The organism is Vibrio sp. TAP-3B, assembly GCF_057784735.1.
This window is the reverse complement of sequence record NZ_CM173496.1, coordinates 819,603-840,914: the sequence shown is the minus strand read 5'-3', so window position 1 is coordinate 840,914 and position 21,312 is coordinate 819,603. Positions and strand designations below refer to the sequence as shown.

Below are 21,312 nucleotides of genomic sequence, written 5' to 3'. Positions count from 1 at the left end.
AAGAAAGCCGTACGGACTAGAGCAACCGACGCTTCATTCCTGCCTTCTCTAAAATACGCGTAGTGATCTCTTCTACGGATAAAGACGAGGTATTGATGTAAGGAATCGCTTCCCTTCTAAATAATGCTTCCACCGTATCCAACTCCAGCTTACATTGCTCACTACTGGCGTAATCACTTCCGGATAAACGACTCTCACGGATTTCAGTCAAACGTTCAGGGTCAATCGTAAGACCAAACAGCTTATGACGATAAACCTCAAACTCCGGCATTAAGCGCATCACTTTCACATCTTCCGCGATAAACGGATAGTTCACAACACGCAAACCAAACTGCATGGCCATGTACAAACTGGTTGGCGTTTTACCGCTGCGCGATACCCCAAGCAAAATGATGTCCGCTTGCTCCAAGCCTTTTAGCGTAATGCCATCATCATGCGCCAATGTGTATTCAATAGCAGCAATGCGATCAAAATAACTATCGGAGTCTTTACCTACGCTGCGAGAACGCTGCAACTTCGGCTTAGGAGCCATTTGAATATCGTTCTGAACCTTTTGCACAATACTTTCTAGCACATCGTAACTGTACGCGGGTGCCTCGAGCAGTATTTCACGTACTTCTGGTACCACAATAGAGAAAAATACCAGAGGCTTGACCCCATTGCGTTGGTAGGAAGTTTCAATTTCTTTGACAACATCCAAAACTTTGTCCTGGCTTTCGACAAAAGGAAAGGTTATTTCGTTAGGAATAAAAGGAAATTGACCGAGAACAACATGCCCTAATGTCTCACATGTTATGGCCGTACCATCAGAAACATAGAATACATCACGACTTGGGTTATTTATTTGCATTTCTGTTTAATTTTTCAAAATATTTTGAGTAGGATAGTAAACATAATATTAATAAATCAATTTGGCTTTCAGTTAGGTTCACCACAGCTTTGGAAATTCGTTCGAATTTTTTTCAGCCAGAACGTAATCGTTTGCCTTTGATATCAACCTAAATGAACAAATGGTCGGTAACTGTATGACCACAACGATCCTGCATTTGTTTAGTTTGATGAAGTCCCCTACTAATGCTGCAATGTTTCTGGAGAAAGACATGCAAAAGAACACCCTCTGGTTCAATGGCCTATCCATGCATGATGTCGACAAAGTCGGCGGTAAAAATGCGTCACTTGGCGAAATGGTTTCTAACCTCGCGAATGCTGGCGTTTCGGTACCAAATGGTTTTGCGACAACCTCATACGCGTTTAACCAATTTCTTGATCACGAAGGTTTGGATGAGCGTATTCACCAACGACTTGATCAACTAGATGTTGAGGATGTGGAAGCTCTGCGCAAGACAGGCGCCACCATCCGTCAATGGGTATTGGAGGCTCCTTTCCCTGCGGACCTTGAACAAGAAATCCGTGAAAACTACCAAGAACTGACAGACAACCATCCTGAGATTTCTGTTGCTGTTCGCTCATCTGCGACGGCAGAAGACCTACCTGATGCCTCTTTTGCGGGTCAGCAAGAAACGTTCTTAAATGTGAAAGGCATTGATGCTGTTCTAGAAGCAACAAAACACGTTTACGCCTCTCTATTCAACGACCGTGCGATCTCTTATCGTGTCCACCAAGGCTTCAACCATCGTGGTATCTCGCTCTCTGCGGGTATCCAGCGTATGGTTCGATCTGACAAAGCGTCTTCTGGCGTAATGTTCACATTGGACACCGAATCTGGTTTCGACCAAGTCGTCTTCATCACCTCTTCGTGGGGCCTAGGTGAAATGGTGGTGCAAGGTGCGGTTAACCCCGATGAATTCTACGTGCACAAACCAATGCTTGAAGCAGGTGAACACCCTATCGTCAAAAAAACGTTTGGTTCTAAACTGATCAAAATGATCTACTCTGACAACCAAGAGATCGGTAAGCAAGTTGATATCATTGACACTTCAGAACAAGAACGCAACACGTTCTCGCTAAACGACCAAGAGATTAAAGAACTGGCGAAACAAGCGATGATCATCGAAAAGCACTACCAGCGTCCAATGGACATTGAATGGGCGAAAGATGGTATCGACGGTAAACTTTACATTGTTCAAGCTCGTCCTGAGACTGTGTGCTCACAAAACGAGCAAAACATTATTGAACGTTACGAGCTCAACAACAAAGCTGACGTTTTGGTGGAAGGTCGTGCAATCGGTCAACGCATTGGCAAAGGAACCGTACGTTTAGTGGATTCTTTAGACCAAATGTCACTGGTACAAGATGGCGACGTACTGGTTACAGACATGACGGATCCTGACTGGGAGCCAGTGATGAAGAAAGCGGCTGCGATTGTCACCAACCGTGGTGGTCGTACTTGTCACGCTGCCATCATTGCCCGTGAATTAGGCATTCCAGCCATCGTCGGTTGTGGTGATGCAACCAGCAAACTCGCGGATGGTGCAACAGTAACGGCATCTTGCGCTGAGGGGGAAACCGGTTACGTTTACCAAGGTGAACTTGAGTTTGAAGTGAAACGCTCTTCTGTGAATGAACTACCGCTGCTACCAACCAAAGTGATGATGAACGTGGGCAACCCAGATCGTGCGTTCGATTTCGCGCAAATTCCGAACGAAGGTGTTGGCCTTGCGCGTCTCGAATTTATCATCAACAAGATGATTGGTATTCACCCGAAAGCATTACTGAATTTTGATGCGCAAAGCGATGAGCTGAAAGCAGAAATTACTCAACGTATTCGCGGTTACAACGATCCTATCGATTTTTACGTCAGCAAACTTACCGAAGGTATTTCAACGATTGCAGCGGCATTCTGGCCAAAACGCGTTATCGTTCGCATGTCTGACTTCAAATCGAATGAGTACAGTAACTTAGTTGGCGGAAGCGCGTATGAACCGCACGAAGAGAACCCAATGCTCGGTTTCCGTGGTGCGTCTCGCTACATCTCTCCTGTGTTTGAGGACTGTTTTGAACTCGAAACTCAAGCCATCAAACGCGTGCGTAACGAAATGGGCCTGAAGAACGTAGAGCTCATGATCCCATTCGTGCGCACGCCAAGTGAAGCTGCATCAGTGATTGATTTGCTAGCGAAGTTTGATCTGCGCCGTGGCGACCAAGGTCTGAAAGTCATCATGATGTGTGAATTGCCGTCAAACGCCGTTCTGGCAGATGAATTCTTGAAGTATTTTGATGGCTTCTCTATCGGCTCAAACGACATGACTCAGCTGACGCTTGGGTTGGACCGCGACTCTGGCGACGTCGCCCACCTGTTTGATGAGCGTAACCCGGCAGTGAAAATCATGCTGAAAATGGCAATTGACGCGGCAACCAAAGCCGGTAAGTACGTCGGTATTTGTGGCCAAGGCCCTTCAGACCATGAAGACTTGGCAGAATGGTTGATGGAACAAGGCATAAACTCGGTATCACTTAACCCAGATACGGTTATCGATACATGGTTACAGCTCGGTAAAGTTAGCAGCAAGTAACGCGCTAAAAACTCAAGCCCTCACACACCCTGTGTGGGGGCTTTGTTGTTCGCACGTCATTTCTCATCACTCACTCTCTCAAGCTCGTCACTCGGTAAATTTTATTGTTAGGGCAGGTTGGCCTAGAATGAATGATGTATCGACAACTCCAGAGAGAATTTGATGAAAAAGTCTATCGCACTCATTACCACATTGATGCTCCTCGCATCTCCCGCTTACGCAGATTGGGATGATATTTCCAACAAAATGTCTGAGCTAGGCGAAGCGGTTTCTGACACCGCTAAAGATGCTTGGGACGATACCAAAGCCTTTTCAAAACAAGCGTGGCAAGATTTCACTAATTGGTCCGAGGAAGCAATCAATACCGCGGGCGAGTGGACAGAAGCCAGTATCGAGAAAAGCAAAGAATGGATAGATGCAGCCGACAAGAAAATTGATGAACTGATGGAAGGCGACACGCCAGAAGAAGCTCGCCAAGCTGTAGACTTAATGGCGGATAGTGCTTTGCTCAAGTTGTTTAATGAAAAGCCGGAGGCCAAAGCCATTTACGACAACGCGTACGGCTACGCGGTCTTTGATTCTCGTAAATTGTCTTTGTTGTTTCACACCAACTCAGGGTCAGGTGTCGCAGTAAATAAAGCAACAGAAAAGCGCACTTATATGAATATGTTTGGTTTGGGCGTCGCACTTGGGGCTGGCGGCAAATTTTACCAACAAGTGGTTCTGTTTGAGAGCAAAGAAGACTTTGACACTTTCGTCAATGAAGGATGGGAGGCCACGAGTGAAGCCTCTGCTGTAGCTGGCGAAGACTCAGAGCAACTTTCAAAGCAATTTAACAGTGGCGTCGCCATTTATCAGTTGAATGCAAAAGGCTTGCTCATCGATGCCAACGTGTCTGGCTCCAAATATTGGGTTAACGAAGAACTCACCAACTCCCAGTAACGCGAGTCATAAAAAACGGCATTACTGCGCAACTTTTTAAGGGGGACTGACAAGAAGGCGATCACTTCCCTTCCTCGTTGGATGGGTTTTCGTTATGCTTGCCCAAAACCACCTTCAACTCGGTACCCCATGCCTGACAATAACTTTAATAATCTGCTGGCAGAAGCCATTTCTGCGTTAAATACGCCCAACTTTACTCCCAAGCTAATGCGTGTATTCCGTACTCTGTTTCACTTTGATTGCGCAGTTATTTTAGGTTATCGAGAAGGCAAACATCCTATCTATCTCTATGATTCGATTGAGAACGAGCGAGAATTACTTTTCCAACGCTACCTCACGAATACGTTTCAAAACGATCCGTTTTTTCTCAAACTAAATGAATGCAAACAACAAGGTATTTTTACGCTAAAAGACGTTGCTCGCAAAGGCGTTGATTTCCAATCTTACTGCGAACAGTTCTATCATCAAACAGGATGGAAAGACGAACTGAGTATGCTCATCGAAATCGAGCCGGGGCGCTGGGTCATGCTTTACTTCGGATATATGCAAGAAGGTCAGCGTTTCTCTCAACAACAAACTCGTCAGTTGCAACCCTACTTCTCATTAATTCAATCGCTGTGCCAGCAGCACTGGAAGCAAACTGAGTTTACCTTGTCAGAACCTGTCATTACTGCGAGTTCATATTCAGGCAGTATCCGAATAGCCATTGAACAAGCTTTGACAACATTTGGCGCCGATACGTTAACTCGGCGTGAACAAGAAGTGGCGTCACTCCTCGCTCAAGGGTTTGACACTAAGGAAATTGCAGCCAGACTCCATTTAGTTCAAGGCACAGTAAAAAACCATCGAAAGCGCATTTACTCACAGCTCAACGTTTCATCGTTGAGTGAACTCTTTCAGCTTTTCCTCAACCATCTCATCACCCATTCAAAATAGAAAACCATCCCTTATGGGATATTTCTGCTGAAGGTGTCAGGTTTTAGTCTGAAACCAACCAAAACATAGACAGGCAAAACGATGACACTGATTCAAGACTTACAAGCGCGTGGTTTGATTGCACAAGCCAGTGATTTGGCAGAAATTCAAACGCTTTTATCTGAGCCTCAAACAGTATACTGCGGCTTTGATCCAACGGCTGGTAGCCTTCATATTGGCCATCTCGTGCCACTTATTATGCTTAAACGCTTCCAAGATGCTGGGCACCAAGCTATTGCGTTGATTGGTGGGGCAACGGGAATGATCGGTGACCCCAGCTTTAAAGCAACAGAGCGCAACCTGAATTCCGCCGAGACCGTTTCTGGATGGGTGAGCGATCTGTCGCATCAAATCCAGCAGCTAATGGCTCATCAACTGACTAAACCTATGATAATGGCCAACAATGCAGATTGGATGCAGCAGATCAACGTGATCGACTTCTTCCGCGATGTCGGCAAGCACTTTTCTATCAATACCATGATTAATCGTGAGTCGGTCAAGCAGCGATTACAGCGTCCGGATCAAGGCATCTCTTTTACCGAATTTAGCTACGCTCTGCTGCAATCGTACGATTTTGCCGAACTAAACCGTCAACATGGCTGCCGCCTGCAAATTGGCGGCAATGACCAATGGGGGAATATCGTTAGCGGTATCGACCTGACCCGTCGCCAAAACAGTGAACAAGTGTTTGGTTTGACGCTTCCGCTGATTACTAAATCCGATGGCACTAAGTTTGGTAAAACTGAAGGCGGAGCCGTGTGGTTAGACCCAACCAAAACGTCGCCTTACGCGTTTTACCAGTTTTGGCTTGGCGCAGAAGACGATGATGTTTACCACTTTTTACGTTACTACACGTTCTTGAGCTGCGAAGAAATTGCCAACATTGAAGCGCAAGACCAAGCAAGCCAAGGCAAGCCACAAGCACAACGTATTCTCGCCGAAGAAATGACACGTTTTGTCCACAGCGATGCAGGTTTGGCAAGTGCCGAGCGCATCACTCAAGCACTATTCAGCGGCAATGTGCAGCAATTGAATTTAGGCGAATTAGAACAACTGGACTTAGACGGCTTACCAAGCATTGCAAGCTCGCAACAAGATTTGGTTGAGCTGTTGATTGAATCGGGTCTGGCGAACTCAAAGCGTGTGGCGCGTGAGCACATTCGCAACAACGCGATTAGCGTCAACGGCGAAAAAGTATCTAGCGAGAACCCGAGTTTGAATTTCCCGCTGTTTGATCAATATTGGTTACTTCAACGCGGTAAAAAGCATTTCTGCTTAGTGAAGCGCATCGCTTAACAAAGTATCGAAAACGCATGTAACAAAATATGGCGAGCTAGCTTTACAGTTATGCAAAGCTAGCTCGTTCTAGTATCGGCTGTGCATACCAAAGTGATGGGACAGACCATCATCCATTCGCCCCCCTTTCCAACCGCCAGAACCGAGTAAATTGAGTACATCTTGTGCTGTGTATTCAGCCCCGTTAAAAAATTCATGGGCAATATCTAGGCGCATAAGTTTTAAATCTGGCTGGTTTTCAACACACAGATCTTGAGGATTCACATACAGTGCTAAGGCAATTTTCTGTTGGCGTTTATTCAACTCACTGGCACTTGTCAATACTTGCCCTACTGAGAAATACTCTCGACTCCCGTAGCCAGAAACTAATTTAACATTAAGCCGTTTAATGACTTTTTTGATACGACGCCTTTGTAGATACATCAACACGTCACTCACTCCTCTCTTGGGTTTATACCAAATTAGAGAACCTAATTTTTATTGATTGAAATTTCTCTAGTACTCATACCCACCATCCGTTGTATAATACACCTCTGAAACATTTTGTTACGTTACCTCGCTAATACCTGAGACTGCAACATGAACAACAGCAAATTGGTCGGCTTTATGGGCGGCACGATTGTCTTACTTAGTACCTTGATCTTATTTGGATCTTCCGTCCATGCTGCTTGGTATAAAATCCCGGCGGAAGCCTTTCACGGACTCGCTTTTACTCTTGCCTTTGGTTTGGGCCTAAACAGTATTCTCGCTCACGTTGCTGCGTTTATCACACTCGTCGCACTATTTTACATTGGGTTTATCGCTAGCTATCGCACTTACCAAAAGTTCAAGTAGTTATCATCCAAACCGCCAAACAGCGATAAAAAAGAAGCACACCGTTCCTTGCTTAGATGCTTAGTCTTCACTGTTGAGATGATAAACGCGTAACGATTGCTTCATACCGAAGATATCCTCTCCCAAATACTCTACGGTAACGGATGTATTCGCTAACATCGTAAAGCTGGAATCACTAAACCTTCCATCCACATCACTTTCCAAATGAACAAAAAACGCTGGCTTGTCTGCGGTGAGCAAGATACGGCTACCTTCGATATCCACTTTTATGTTGGCTTGTGCCATTGGTAATGTTTTTAACTCATGGGTGCTGAACCAAGTATTGCTGATTCGGTCTTCACCTACTTGCGCCTCAACATGTAAGAACCCAGACTTAAGCTCTGATGCATCAAACTCGTCATCCAACTGCCAAACAATGGTATTGCTGTCGTTCGGTACGGTTTGTTCTAATTGCCAACTTTGCTTGACTTCGCCCAACCAATTCACCCACTTAAGCTGTGCGTGTACGCTGACTGACTCTTGCGCATCATTCAATACATGCAAGCTCAACTTGCCTGTGTGCTCAGAAAACACCAAATACTGCGGCGCAAAAAAGCGTTTCGCATGGTAATGGAGTTGCTTCCAGCGACCACTGTATTCCAAACTCGACCATGAACTCACTGGCCAGTTGTCGTTCAGCTGCCAATACAGCATGCCACGACACACGGGTGAAATCGCGCGCCAATGGTCACAAGCGGTTTTGATGGCGATAGCTTGCTGCACTTGGCTCAGATACAACATCTGCTCAAAACCAGACGGGAAACGAAAATAGCGGGTGAACATTTCTGTAATGATACTATTGCCGCTTGGGTTCTTTTGATGATGCTCGAAAGTGGGTGATGTGATGTTCCAATCTTGCTCTGGTACAAACTGCTTTACCTCAGCAAATGATGGCCAAGATTGGAAACCAAACTCAGAGCAAAAACGAGGGTTAATGTCGAGATACGCACTAAACGACTTGCCAGAATGCCATACATCCCAAAAATGCATGTCGCCTTTACTGTCATCGTGCCATGCATCGCCAAAGTCTAACTCGCCATTACACGGTGAACTCGGCCAGAAGTGACGTGTATTGTCCTGCTGGGTAATCACTTGCTCAACCACACGATTCAAGCGATCGTAGTTCACCGTATATTTGACTTTGTTATGTTTGGATTCGTCATACCAACCAATTGCGCCGATCACTTCATTATCCCCACACCACAAAGCGATGGATGGGTGCTCTTTCAGGCGCTGAATTTGAAACCGAAGCTCCGCCTCGACACTTGTTACGAAGTCCTCATTAGAAGGATACAACGAGCAAGCAAACATCATGTCTTGCCAAACGAGTAACCCTAACTCATCACATAAACGATAGAAGGTTTCACTCTCGTACTGACCACCCCCCCAGACCCGAATCATGTTCATGTTGGCATCGACGGCACTTTGCAGCAAGTTACGGTAACGGCTTTCACATTCGCGATCAGGCATCGCATCAACCGGAATCCAGTTAGCCCCTTTCGCATTAATGGGAGTGCCGTTGACCACAAACTCCATCGCGGAACCATGCTCATCCGCTTGATTATTGAGGCTCAGTTGACGTAAGCCTATCTTGCGAGATAATTGTTGGTCGCCGCTGAAAACCGTGATCAAATAAAGATGCGCTTCACCATAACCCGAAGGCCACCAAAGTTGAGGCTCATCCATATGGAACGCGTAGCGATACAGACCACTTCCTTCAGTGAGAATTGCTTGGATCTCGCCATTAAATTCAACGCTGATTTCATGACTCTGGTAATCCGTTTCTACCTCCACCAAGACATCAATAATAACACTGCCATCGTCTTGCCATTGCTGATCTGTTGAGAATCCTTTCAACCACAGTTCGTTCACCTCGTCAATTTGGATGGGGTCATAAATGCCAGAGATCATCAAACAAATGCCCCAGTCCCACCCCGAATGGCATTGCGTTTTACGGATCAGATTCATATGTGGAATTTGGTTATTCCCCATCGCAGAGGGGATCGGAAATGGCAGTTTTTCTGCTCGCGCCAGTCCTTCTAAATCGACTCTCGCGAACTCAACACGAATCGTATTGGTGCCTTGCTTTAAGTAAGATTTAATATCAACACGTTGTCGGGCAAACATGTTACTGCAAGTTAATACTAGCTCGCCGTTAATGTAGAAAGTTGCCAAGGTATCGACACGAGTTAACGTCATCCAAACTTGCTTAGCAGACAGTACCAACGCGTCTAGATCAAACTCACGCGAGATATGCCAATCGCACTCTTCAATCCAACGAACTTTGTCTTCATTATCCGCAAAGTAAGGATCCGGAATGCGCCCTGCCTGTAAAAGTGCAGACACGTTATCCCCTGGGATAGACATTGGAATTTCGATATCTGGACGTTGTGGCGAGGTAAGTAGCCATTGTCCATTCAGTTCGAAGTGAGTCATTGAGTGAAACCTCGGTTTTTATAAGAAACAAGTTGTCTCAATGTAATCCTGAGAAGTTCTTACAAGAATACGGAAAGTGTCATTTACATACGAAATGCGATGCATTTCACAGAAAATTATGGAGACGATCTCTACCAATAAATCAGTGACTTAGATAAAACGTCAAAAATCAAGAAAAATATAAGGTTATATTTTCAGCTTCTATATGCTAATATCATCGGCTTTTTAAACACCTTCATACTTTTCATAGAATCGTTATGAGGGGAAATGCACGGCTTCATGGCCCTAAAAAGCGAAGTAATTATGTCAAATATGACGAATGCCGCCTCCCATGCTCCTATTCAGGATGCTGACTATTCTGCGATCCATCCCCCTTCTTTATTCAAGCGCCTCGAACTCACTAACCCTGTTTTTTGGTTAAGTGGCAGCTTCCTCACTCTATTCGTTTTGCTTGCTCTAACGAATACCGACTCTCTAACCGCAATGGTTAATACCGGCTTCGGCTTTGCTACTAAATATTTCGGAGCTTACTGGCAAGTATTGCTTCTTCTCAATTTCCTTATTGGTTTGGTTCTTGCGTTTGGTCGCACAGGTTATGTGCGTCTGGGTGGTTTAGCGAAACCAGATATTGATAACTTTAAGTGGTTATCAATCATACTCTGCACCCTACTTGCAGGCGGTGGGGTATTCTGGGCAGCCGCTGAGCCTATCGCTCACTTTGTCTCGGCTCCGCCACTATATGGTGAAGCATCACCAAAAACGGCTGCAATCAATGCGCTATCGCAGTCATTTATGCACTGGGGCTTTTTAGCTTGGGCGATCCTTGGTGGTCTCTCTTCAATTGTGCTGATGCATCTACATTACGATAAAGGTCTACCTCTTAAACCACGTACTCTGCTTTACCCTGTGTTTGGTGATAAAGCGATTAATGGTTGGATTGGTAATGTCGCTGACGCATGTAGCATCGTCGCTGTCGCGGCAGGTACAATCGGCCCTATTGGATTCCTAGGTCTGCAAATCAGCTACGCATTGAACTCTCTGTTCGGCTTGCCAGATACATTCTTTACTCAAAGCATGGTTGTCATGGCAGCGATCCTAATGTATACCCTTTCAGCACTCAGTGGCTTGAGTAAAGGTATTCAAATCATCAGTCGCTACAACATTGTGTTATCAGTACTTTTGATTGGTTACATCCTAGTTTTCGGTCCGACGAGCTTTATTGTGGACGGATACGTTCAAGGCGTTGGCCGCATGGTAGATAACTTCTTCCCAATGGCGCTTTACCGTGGTGATACTGATTGGTTAAGCTGGTGGACAGTATTCTTCTGGGGTTGGTTTATCGGTTACGGCCCGATGATGGCAATTTTTATTGCTCGCATCTCGCGTGGTCGCACCATTCGCCAATTGATCATGGCTATTAGTGTTGCTGCACCGCTTATCACATGCTTCTGGTTTAGCATTGTGGGTGGTAGTGGTCTAGCATTTGAGCTTGATAACCCAGGCTTAATTTCATCTGCATTTGAAGGCTTTAACTTACCAGCCGCACTACTCGCGATTACTGGTCAACTGCCTTACCCGATGCTCATTTCTGTCCTGTTCTTGATCTTAACGACAACGTTTATCGTCACGACAGGTGACTCAATGACTTACACCATCAGTGTGGTTATGACTGGCTCTACAGAACCAAACGCGGTTATTCGCTCGTTCTGGGGGTTGATCATGGGTATCGTAGCTATCGCACTCATCTCGATGGGCTCTGGCGGTATCTCTGCGCTGCAATCTTTCATCGTCATTACCGCGGTGCCTGTTTCTTTCATCTTGCTGCCAAGCATTTGGAAAGCACCTCGCGTTGCAAGCACAATGGCGAAAGAGCAAGGTTTGGTTTAAGTACCGACTATAAACATTGATAAGAATTAAAAAGAGCCCTTCATTGGGCTCTTTTTGTACCCCTCTAAAAAGTGCAGTACTCATTACACCTTTTCGATGTTCCCCTTCACAAATTAATCATTTGTTTCGATACTGATTAATTTTTTACATATCGCATAAGAAATCAGCGTCTTATAATTAATCAAGTGTTTAATATTTTCAGAAGCGATAGTCATGGAAGCTCATCGACGGGTAGGTCGGCCAACGAACAGCATAGCGGCACGTGAAAAGCTGATATTTCATGCGCGTGAACTCTTCACAAGCATGGCTTACGACAAGGTATCTACGCGATTGGTCGCGCAAAAGGCTAACGTGAACGTGGCGATGATCCGCTACTATTTTGGTAACAAAGAAGGGTTGTTCGAAACAATGCTTCGTGAAACGCTTGCACCAATGCAAAGGCAAATGCAGGCATTGGTATCCAATAGTAACGAGCAAAACTTTTTAGACTTAATGCGTACCTACTACCGTGAAATGATTAAGGTACCGCAGTTTCCGCGCTTGATCGCACAGGTCATGCACATACCAGCGTCTGATACTCAGCGAAAATTGCTAGAAAAAGTATTCACCGATATCAGTAAACCAATGCAAGGCATTATCTTCGACAAACTGGTCAATAGTGGGGTACTGCGAAAAGACGCCGACCCACAGTTATGCCGCGTTTCCTACATTAGCTTAATGGTATTCCCTTTTATCGCACCACCAGCCATGCTTGCGGTTCACGGCATTGAACTCTCAGAAAGCTTTTTAGATCGATTACTCGAACACAACATACAACTGATGAAACATGGATTCCTCGATTCGGGCGACCAATATGAACATTAATAAAAAACTGCTGTTTTTTCCTGCCCTTGCTATTGGAATCATTATTTTATTTTTAGCCATTCGTCTTAAGCCGGACTTACCAGTAAAACCAGCAGGCGATCGCGCAAGGCTAGTAGAAACAATCCCGCTAGAGTTGAAAGCGATCGCCCCTGTTGCGATTGGCTTTGGCAACGTAATTCCCAAAGTGGAATGGCAAGCGATCGCCGAGGTCACTGGTAAAGTGGTTTACCGCCATCCGCAGTTGGAGAAAGGAAATGTACTACCCGCCGGAGCGGAAGTTTTACGCATTGATCCGCTCGATTACGAGCTGAAGTTAGTTCAAGCTCAAGCCAGTCTCAAGTCTGCACAAACCACTTTAGCTAAACTGAATCAAGAAGAAACAAACCTCAATCACACCCTTAAAATAGAAAAAAACCGTCTCCTCATCGCCAACAAAGAACTCGCCCGTAAACAAAACTTACGTCAAAAGGGCTTAACCTCCCAATCAGAAGTGGAGCAACAAGAACAAAGTGTTCTGGCTCAGCGTAAATTAGTCCAAGAGATCGAAAACCAAATCGGCTTAATGCCAGATGAAAAGAAAATGGCCGAAGCCCAAATAAAAATTAATGCATCAAAAGCTGATGAGGCGCAGCGCTCACTGGATAAAACCATCATCACTTTGCCCTTCGATTTACGCATTGCCAACGTCAACATCGAACAAAACCAAGTGGTGAGTCCTCAACAAACGATGATCACCGCTCATGGTATTGATGTTATGGAAGTTGAAGCTCAGCTGTCGATTCATGACATGCAAACATTAGCCGCCAGTTTCCGTCAATTTGCGCATGATGATTTTGGCATCCCACAACCGGATATGGATACAATTCATGCTTCAATAGAACTGAGTAGCGGTAACCTTTTTGCACGTTGGCCAGCTAAAGTGGTGCGCATTAGTGAAAGCGTTGATCCTAACCAAGCAACCACCGGCATCATTCTAGAAATTCCACAGGACTATCGTGCGCTAAACTCAAGTACTAACCCATCTTTGGTGAACGGTATGTTTGTCCGTGCACGGGTAACTGGTCAAGAAAACCCAAGCTGGGTGATACCGGAGCGGGCGTTACATGGTGATAGAATCTATCTATTCGGTGACGATAAGCGCCTGAAAATCGTTCCCGTCGACGTTCTTTTCCGTCGCGATAACCAAGTGGTGATCGATGGAGAACTCACACAAGGCCAAAAGATGATCATTAATGATCTGTTACCGGCTATCCCCGGCATGTTATTGCGGGAAGCATCGGAAGAAACAGTCAGCACAGAGGAGCCTGATTCATGATCCGGTTCTTCGCCAAACACCCGACCGCTGCAAACTTACTGATGCTTACCCTGTTGATTTTAGGTATCTCATCACTTTCCAGCATTAAACGCGAAACCTTCCCTGAGTTCGCTCCTCCTTATATTTTGGCCGGAGTTATATACCCCGGTGCTTCACCACAAGAAGTAGAAGAAAGCCTCTGTGTGCGCATGGAAGATGCGGTAGATGGGTTGGCAAATATCGAAGAGACGCGGTGTGAGGCCATTGAAGGCTCTGCGCGTCTCGTTTTGAAGCTGAATGAAGAAGCTGACATCGGCCGTCTGTTAGTGGATGTTCAAACCCAAATTAACGCCATTAACGACTTCCCACAAGAGATAGAATCACCAATGGTTCAAGAACTTGATTGGAATGAGCCCGTCGTCGATGTTGCCCTGACTGCCGATACCACTTGGCCGGAGTTAAAATCGTATGCAGAAGAGCTCAAACGCACCTTAAAGCTTGACTACGATGTCTCTTTAGTTGAAATCGCTGGCTTTTCAGATCATCAATACCGAGTAGAACTTGATACGCTCGCGATTCGTCAGTTGGGGTTGAGCGTGGGTGATATTGCCAATCAAATTGCTCGTCAAAACGTAAAACTGCCTAGCGGTAATATTGAAACTGACGATAAAAACTTTCTCATTCGTTTTGATGAACGCCGTATTACACCCGAAGAATTAGCCACCATTGTTATCGGTGCTTCCCCTAACGGGTCCGTCATTCGTCTGGGTAGTATCGCCACGATTACTGATCGCTTTGAACTGGACGAACAAAAAATTCTGTTTGATGGCCATCCTTCTGCACTGTTGAAAATCAGCAAAAATAAAGAAGACGACGCGTTGCGAATTAAAGAGCGTGTGGCTCAATTTGTCAAAGATCAACAAGCGATTGCGCCCGATGGCGTGACACTGCAAATGACCAACGACCTCTCATCGGTATTATGGGATCGCCTTACCATGATGGTCAGAAACGGTTGGCAGGGCATCACTTTGGTCTTCGCCACCATGTGGTTATTCTTTAGCTTTCGTTATTCATTCTGGGTTGCCGCTGGTCTACCTGTCGCCTTCTTAGGTGGTTTGTTTTTGATGGCGCAACTTGGACTGTCCATTAATATCATGTCTCTTGTCGGCTTGTTGATGGCAATTGGGATCATGATGGATGATGCGATCGTGATAGCAGAATCTATTGCCGCACACCTTGATCGAGGAGAAACAATAGATGATGCGGTGATCAAGGGGGTGAAGAAAGTCCTGCCCGGTGTTGTCTCATCTTTCCTTACCACAGTGTGTATCTTTGGCAGTCTACTCTTTTTGCAAGGCCAAATGGGGGCGGTGCTTAAAGCAGTGCCGCAAGTGCTCATCTTGGTGCTGAGCTTAAGTTTGATCGAGGCATTTTTAATTTTGCCTAATCACCTTTCTCACTCGCTGCATAAACAAAAAGAAGAGAAATCTACGCCTAAATTTAAACAGAAATTGCTCAAATCCTTTGAGAAGTTTCGCAATACCACGCTCGTCAACGCGGTCGATAACGTGATTGAATATCGCTATGCTTTCATGGGCAGTGTGATTACTCTACTGCTTATCTCAGCAGCAACGATAGTCGTCGGGTTACTGAAATTTCAACCTTTCCCTGAGCTCGACGGCGATGTTGTCGAAGCGCGTATTATTCTCCCACCGGGCGCGTCACTTACTCAAACGGAAGTCGTGGTTGAGAACATCATCGCCTCGGCGAAAAAACTCGATAAAGCATGGACAGAGCAAGTTGAAAATGGCAATCCACTGATATTACATATCACGAGCCAGTTTAATGCCAATGCCGATGCCAACGAGTCTGGACCTCATATTGCAACGGTTAGACTGGACTTACTTGGGGCTGAAACTCGTAACACACTGATCGATGATTTTATCGCAGCATGGCGTGAAGATGTCGGTGAGTTAGCCGATCCTATTTCACTCGTGTTCAAGCAGCCGACCATGGGTCCGGGCGGCCGTGCCATTGAAATCCGAGCTCAACATAATGACCTTGATGCACTTAAAGCGGCTTCTATCGATATTCAACAATACCTTAATGAGTTTTCTGGTGTTCACGGCGTACTTGATGATATGCGCAAGGGCAAAGAAGAGGTATTAATAAAACTTCGGCCAGGGGCTGAAACATACGGCGTGAATGGGCAATTAATCGCAAATCAGCTTAGGGCCGCGTTTTTTGGTCAAACCGCAGATGAAATCCAAGTCGGTGTTGAAAACATTTCGATAGAAGTACGACTTGATAAGCAACAAGCGGGCGATTTACAGCAATTGGCTAACTTTCCGATCATCTTAGCGAATGGCAGCCAGATCCCACTCGCGACCATCGCGACACTCGACTTCCAACGTAATTATGTACGCATCCAACGTATTGATGGCATGCGTACGATTAGTGTGTTTGGTGACATCGACAATACCAAAGCCAACTCCACTGCAATCGTTCGCCAATTCCAGCAAAACGAAGCGCCTAAATTACTGAAAAAGTACCCTGGGCTTCGTTTCGACTTTGAAGGAGAGGCGAAAGATACGGCAGAAACCGGATCGTCTATGGCGAAAGGATTTATGCTTGGTTTATTTGGCGTATTTGCGATTCTCAGTTATCAATTTCGCAGCTATTTAGAGCCACTGGTTGTGATGTTGGCGATTCCACTTGCTTTCATTGGCGTGGTTTGGGGACATATTCTACTGAATCACTCTTTAAGTATGCCAAGTATGATGGGGTTTGTTTCATTAGCCGGCATCGTAGTCAATGACTCGATTCTTCTGGTGCAATACATACGTCATCACATTGATGAAGGTGATGACGTACATAACTCAGTGGTGAAAGCCAGTCGAGAGCGTTTTAGAGCCGTATTCCTCACTTCAATAACAACCGCAGCAGGCTTACTGCCGCTGCTCACAGAAACCAGCTTGCAAGCGCAGGTTATCCAACCTCTGGTTATCTCAATTGTGTTTGGTATTTTTGCCTCTACCTTATTGGTGCTATTTATGATACCAGCGGCTTATGCGATTTTGGCAGATTTCGGGTTGGTTCGTAAGCACGAAGAGATTTAGCTACACGATAAACTGACTGATACCCAAGTAACCTTAAGATACGTGGTTCCGCAAACAGGACTTGATTCGCAGACGCGATAACGATTTTAAGATCTAGCCGTTCTAAATCAAAGTCGTTAACGGTGCATGCAAAACTTATTGAACGCTCTAATGTAGAATCTAACGTGTTTAAACACACCCAAACAACACACTTATTAACCAAAGGCAACAATAACGAAACCATTGATTGAAAAATTAACATTTTAACAACCAAAACAACAATGCTAACTTTAGCTTCGTTAGTCGCACTGATGCTAAGCCCCTCACCTAGCCTAGTATCGGTTTCAATATGGACATTTGACCATCTCCAAAAATGAATACACACCCATTGTGGTGCCCTTTTTAGCCCGCAAAGACATTACTTTGTGGGCTTTTTTTTCTTAACGATAAAAAAGAATATTAATTAGGGAAAATCGGCACATACATTCACGTTATACTCATCCGCACCATAATCATCAACACTTACCGATGGTATTGCCGCCCTCTGATCCGGCGATAATAACGCTAAGTATTGGTTTAAGTGATTTTTTCACTTTCGCGTCCATGCTCACTCTTAATCCGTAGAATTTGCAAAAAAGAATAAACACTAGTCTCTCAAATCACAATCTGACAAGAATGAAAATAGAGTCTGTTTTTCAAACACTATCCTTAAGTAACCACAAGATATTTGGTAATAAATATTTCTTTTGTAATAACTTTGCTAAACGTTTGTGCTATTTGCTATTGTTGCATGGTCTATCTGTACTCTTCCCGCAAAAGGACGTTTTATGCGCTTATTTATTGGTATTTTTTTCTCACTGATACTTGCTTTGCCTACCATGGCATCGGAAGAAAAGTATTCAGAGTCGGAGTTATTAGATAGACCATTAGTGGAACGCTATATTTTAGATGAGCTTAAATCTCTGCGTCAGGACTATCAGAGCTTAGAAAAACGAATGATCACGGAGATCACCGATCGCGAACTCACGGTGGCGGATAAGTCATTGAACTACGCCAATGTGACGGTGACCTACTTCTTCTACATCATTGCAGGGGTTGCCTCTCTGATCGCCTTCGTCGGTTGGCAGTCATTACGTGAGTTTAAACACAACACGAAAGAGATGGCAGATAAGCGATTAGAAAAAATCGCCCAAGAATACGAGAAAAAGTTCCTCGCTCTTGAACGAGACTTGAAACGCAAAACTCGTATTATTAGTGAAAACAACAGAGAAATAGAAAAAATCAATGAGATACATAACTTGTGGCTGCGTGCGCAAAGCTCTCAAACACCGGAGCAACGTATCGAGATCTATGATGAAATCTTGTTGATCCGCCCAGGTGACCTAGAAGCGTTGACCTATAAAGCTGATGCGGCGATGGAAATCAACGAATACCATTGGGCACTGAGTATCTGTAACCGCGTACTTGAAGTGGATTACACCAACGGCCCTGCGCTTTATCAACGTGCGTGTGCTTATTCTCGCCTCGGTATCGAAGAGCAATCCATTGAAGATTTAGAACGCGCGATTGAATACAGCCCATCCATTCGTGACTTACTCGCCGATGAGCGAGACCTTGAGTTACTGCATGGTAATGAGCGATTTGAGAAGCTGTTAAACCTAAGTCACGAATAATGGAATTAACAGCATGAGTAGCCACTTTAACCTAGAGGACGCCAGCCAAGTCTTGGTTGGTGCTTTCGCCCTTGCCGTCCCGATTTCTTTTTCCGAAGAAGCGTGGCGACTAGGAGAAAGCTTACCGATGGTGAACCTTCTCATGCTGTTAAGCCTTTCTGTCATTTTCCTTAGCTTTTTCGCTTACCAAAGCGTCTTTCAAAGCCATATCAAAAACCGGGTGTGGATTTTTGTTTTCCGCGTCGTCATCGCTTACTTGATCACCGCTGTAGTGGTCGCTTTAGTATTATTTTGCCTTGATAAACTACCGCTTATAACTGACCCTGTGGTCGCCATAAAACGGATCATCGTGATCACAATGCCCGCTTCTATGGGTGCGATTGTGGTAGACAGTTTCGACAAAGAATAGAGTGCTGGCTTCGTTATCTAAGCTGTTCACACACTTTACGACTACCACTTAAGTAATAGCTTGGGTATCCTAACTTAGTTCAAATTAAGGGAAGGAAGCTCGTCGTGAACTTGAGGCAACTAGAAGTCTTTTACGCCATTATGCAAACTGGGACAGTCTCCGCTGCAGCCCGCTTGTTACATGTCTCTCAGCCTAATGTTACCCGCATCTTGGCTCACACTGAGCAGCAGCTCAAACTGACTCTTTTTGAACGAGTCAAAGGGCGATTAGTACCAACCCATGAAGCTAAAACATTATTGCCAGAAGCAGAAAAGGTCTACCAGCAACTGGGACAATTTCGCTCTCTCACCAATAAAGTTAAGCAGGGGAAACAACACTTAAGAGTCGGAGCACCGCCCGTCTTAGCCACACACTTGCTTGCGCCAACGGTCGCCTTATTATCTAAAGAACAAGGCATCTCATTTGATCTATTAACTGCGAATCAAGACGAGCTATGCGCTGGGTTACTCCAGCACGAACTGGACGTGGCCATCGCTTTTGGAGAAGAAACACCACCAGCGATTTTGAGTGATACGCTCTTCAAAACACAGTTAGTTTTATTAGCACCACAAGGCGTACTGGAAACGACGCCTGCATCAATGAGTTTAGAGACTATCATCGCGCACAATATGCCCATTATCGGCTTAGATAGTCGTGATCCACTTGGATTGCTCTTGCATCAAACCTTATCGGCCCGTCAAGAACACCCTCAACATGACATTACCGTACGCAGCTATTCAGCCGCGGCAGAACTGGTGAAGCATCAGGCAGGATTCGCCATCGTTGACCCTTGGACCGCTCGGCAATATCGCGCTGATGATGCGATTTCGGTGTACACGCTCTCTCCGACCATCTCGTTCTCTGTTTCGATATTGTTTGCCGAACACACACCACAATCAATCGCGACCAAAGCATTTATCTCCTCGCTAAAACAACGCATTGAGCAGCCTATAACTTAGCATTATACCCAAGCAACAAATAAGCATTCGGTTTCTTTGGTTAGCCCCGCTAGCTTAATGAGCAATGCAGATGATAAAAGGAACTCTCATGCAAATTGCTCAACCTTATTTACTTTTTCTTGGTGATGTCACCGACCCTCTCGCAGCAAAAACGGCACGTGGCATCCATCAATGGCGTCCTGATATTTGCCTAGGCCAACTCCGCTTAACGTCAGAAACCGTATCGCTTGGTCTCACAGACATGACGTTGCAACAAGCGCAGCAACAAGGTGCAAAAACGCTTGTCATTGGTACGACAAATCCTGGCGGCGTGATCCCCAAAACTTGGCAGGCCACATTAACCGAAGCGGCTGAAATGGGATTTGAAATCGCATCTGGGATGCACCAACGCCTAACTGAGTTTGCGCCTCTTTCTCTACTCGAACAGCGCGGTTTCACCAAACTGCATGATGTGCGCCACTATGATGCGCCGCTTAAAGTCGGCAATGGTAAAGCACGATTAGGCAAACGAGTACTGACGGTAGGAACAGATTGCTCCGTAGGAAAAATGTACTCCGCTTTAGCATTAGAAAGTGCACTCCTCCGAAAAAACTGCCGCGCCGAATTCCAAGCCACGGGTCAAACCGGGATCCTCATCGCGGGTAGCGGCATTTCCATCGATGCTGTGGTCGCCGATTTCATTTCCGGTGCGGTAGAAGCGATTAGCCCGACGTTTAGTAACCACGATTGGGACATTATTGAAGGGCAAGGGTCACTATTCAACCCGTCTTTTGCTGGCGTAAGTTTAGGTTTACTTCACGGTGCGCAAGCCGATGCACTGGTACTGTGTCATGAGATTGGTCGTGCGCACATTCGCAACTTACCACATGCGAGTCTGCCGACCATCGAGCAGGCCATAGCAGCGAACCTCCAAGCGGCACGACTCACCAACCCACAAGCGCAGCTGGTTGGGATTTGCTTAAACACGTCGGCAATCGATGAACAGGATGCGCGGCAGCTATGCCAAGACTGGAGCGAACAATATCGTATCCCCGTTACCGACCCAGTTCGTTTTGGTGTTGATACTGTGGCAGACAACATTCTTACGATTTAAG

16 protein-coding genes are annotated in these 21,312 nt (G+C 45.5%); 13 read left to right on the top strand and 3 right to left on the bottom strand.

All coding sequences use genetic code 11. The annotated features are described in order from the left end of the window. Positions 1–16: 16 nt before the first annotated feature. Entirely contained in the window at positions 17–850 is an 834-nt protein-coding gene (gene ppsR, locus AC3D28_RS18265; RefSeq protein ID WP_488536239.1) for a posphoenolpyruvate synthetase regulatory kinase/phosphorylase PpsR, read from the bottom strand. A gap of 250 nt (positions 851–1,100) precedes the next feature. On the opposite strand from ppsR, the gene ppsA reads away from it, so the two are divergent. The 4 genes from ppsA (at position 1,101) to tyrS (ending at position 6,686) form a co-directional block, all read left to right on the top strand. Continuing rightward, the gene (ppsA, locus tag AC3D28_RS18260) at positions 1,101–3,473 is read left to right on the top strand and encodes a phosphoenolpyruvate synthase (protein ID WP_488536238.1); all 2,373 of its coding nucleotides are present in this window, start codon (positions 1,101–1,103) and stop codon (positions 3,471–3,473) included. Positions 3,474–3,635: 162 nt separating this feature from the next. Beyond that, positions 3,636–4,415 carry a lipid-binding SYLF domain-containing protein gene (locus AC3D28_RS18255; RefSeq protein WP_488536237.1) on the top strand — a complete coding sequence of 260 codons (780 nt, stop codon included), beginning with the start codon at positions 3,636–3,638 and terminating at the stop codon, positions 4,413–4,415. 129 nt (positions 4,416–4,544) lie between these two features. Beyond that, the gene (locus AC3D28_RS18250; RefSeq protein WP_488536236.1) at positions 4,545–5,351 is read left to right on the top strand and encodes a helix-turn-helix domain-containing protein; all 807 of its coding nucleotides are present in this window, start codon (positions 4,545–4,547) and stop codon (positions 5,349–5,351) included. Between the two features lie 81 nt (positions 5,352–5,432). After that, positions 5,433–6,686: a tyrosine--tRNA ligase gene (gene tyrS, locus AC3D28_RS18245; protein WP_488536235.1), complete on the top strand. Its 1,254-nt coding sequence runs from the start codon at positions 5,433–5,435 to the stop codon at positions 6,684–6,686. A 69-nt stretch (positions 6,687–6,755) separates the two neighbouring features. Here the strand turns inward: tyrS and AC3D28_RS18240 are convergent, their stop codons facing one another. Beyond that, positions 6,756–7,115, bottom strand: coding sequence for a DUF6559 family protein (locus AC3D28_RS18240; RefSeq protein ID WP_098413614.1), 360 nt, complete (start codon positions 7,113–7,115; stop codon positions 6,756–6,758). A gap of 150 nt (positions 7,116–7,265) precedes the next feature. Between AC3D28_RS18240 and AC3D28_RS18235 the strand changes: the two genes are divergently transcribed. Then, entirely contained in the window at positions 7,266–7,520 is a 255-nt protein-coding gene (locus AC3D28_RS18235; RefSeq protein WP_098413613.1) for a hypothetical protein, read from the top strand. 60 nt (positions 7,521–7,580) lie between these two features. Here AC3D28_RS18235 and AC3D28_RS18230 read toward each other — a convergent pair whose 3' ends face one another. After that, the gene (locus AC3D28_RS18230) at positions 7,581–9,995 is read right to left on the bottom strand and encodes a beta-mannosidase (RefSeq protein WP_488536234.1); all 2,415 of its coding nucleotides are present in this window, start codon (positions 9,993–9,995) and stop codon (positions 7,581–7,583) included. Positions 9,996–10,298: 303 nt separating this feature from the next. Here AC3D28_RS18230 and AC3D28_RS18225 point away from each other — a divergent pair, with 303 nt between their 5' ends. The 8 genes from AC3D28_RS18225 (at position 10,299) to dgcN (ending at position 21,311) form a co-directional block, all read left to right on the top strand. Beyond that, positions 10,299–11,882, top strand: coding sequence for a BCCT family transporter (locus tag AC3D28_RS18225; protein ID WP_179885561.1), 1,584 nt, complete (start codon positions 10,299–10,301; stop codon positions 11,880–11,882). 213 nt (positions 11,883–12,095) lie between these two features. Then, positions 12,096–12,746: a TetR/AcrR family transcriptional regulator gene (locus AC3D28_RS18220; RefSeq protein ID WP_488536233.1), complete on the top strand. Its 651-nt coding sequence runs from the start codon at positions 12,096–12,098 to the stop codon at positions 12,744–12,746. After that, positions 12,736–14,061: an efflux RND transporter periplasmic adaptor subunit gene (locus AC3D28_RS18215; RefSeq protein WP_488536232.1), complete on the top strand. Its 1,326-nt coding sequence runs from the start codon at positions 12,736–12,738 to the stop codon at positions 14,059–14,061. The genes AC3D28_RS18220 and AC3D28_RS18215 overlap by 11 nt, the downstream gene beginning before the upstream one ends. After that, positions 14,058–17,159: an efflux RND transporter permease subunit gene (locus AC3D28_RS18210; RefSeq protein WP_488536231.1), complete on the top strand. Its 3,102-nt coding sequence runs from the start codon at positions 14,058–14,060 to the stop codon at positions 17,157–17,159. Before AC3D28_RS18215 ends, AC3D28_RS18210 begins: the two co-directional genes overlap by 4 nt. A gap of 806 nt (positions 17,160–17,965) precedes the next feature. Further along, positions 17,966–18,811 carry a tetratricopeptide repeat protein gene (locus AC3D28_RS18205; protein ID WP_179885560.1) on the top strand — a complete coding sequence of 282 codons (846 nt, stop codon included), beginning with the start codon at positions 17,966–17,968 and terminating at the stop codon, positions 18,809–18,811. Positions 18,812–18,824: 13 nt separating this feature from the next. Next, positions 18,825–19,220: a DUF2391 family protein gene (locus tag AC3D28_RS18200; protein WP_488536230.1), complete on the top strand. Its 396-nt coding sequence runs from the start codon at positions 18,825–18,827 to the stop codon at positions 19,218–19,220. A 104-nt stretch (positions 19,221–19,324) separates the two neighbouring features. Beyond that, on the top strand, positions 19,325–20,218 hold the full coding sequence (locus AC3D28_RS18195) for a LysR family transcriptional regulator (RefSeq protein ID WP_488536229.1): 894 nt from the start codon (positions 19,325–19,327) through the stop codon (positions 20,216–20,218). An 88-nt stretch (positions 20,219–20,306) separates the two neighbouring features. Beyond that, complete coding sequence (gene dgcN / locus AC3D28_RS18190) at positions 20,307–21,311, top strand: N-acetyltransferase DgcN (RefSeq protein ID WP_488536228.1); 1,005 nt, start codon at positions 20,307–20,309, stop codon at positions 21,309–21,311. Position 21,312 lies beyond the last annotated feature (1 nt).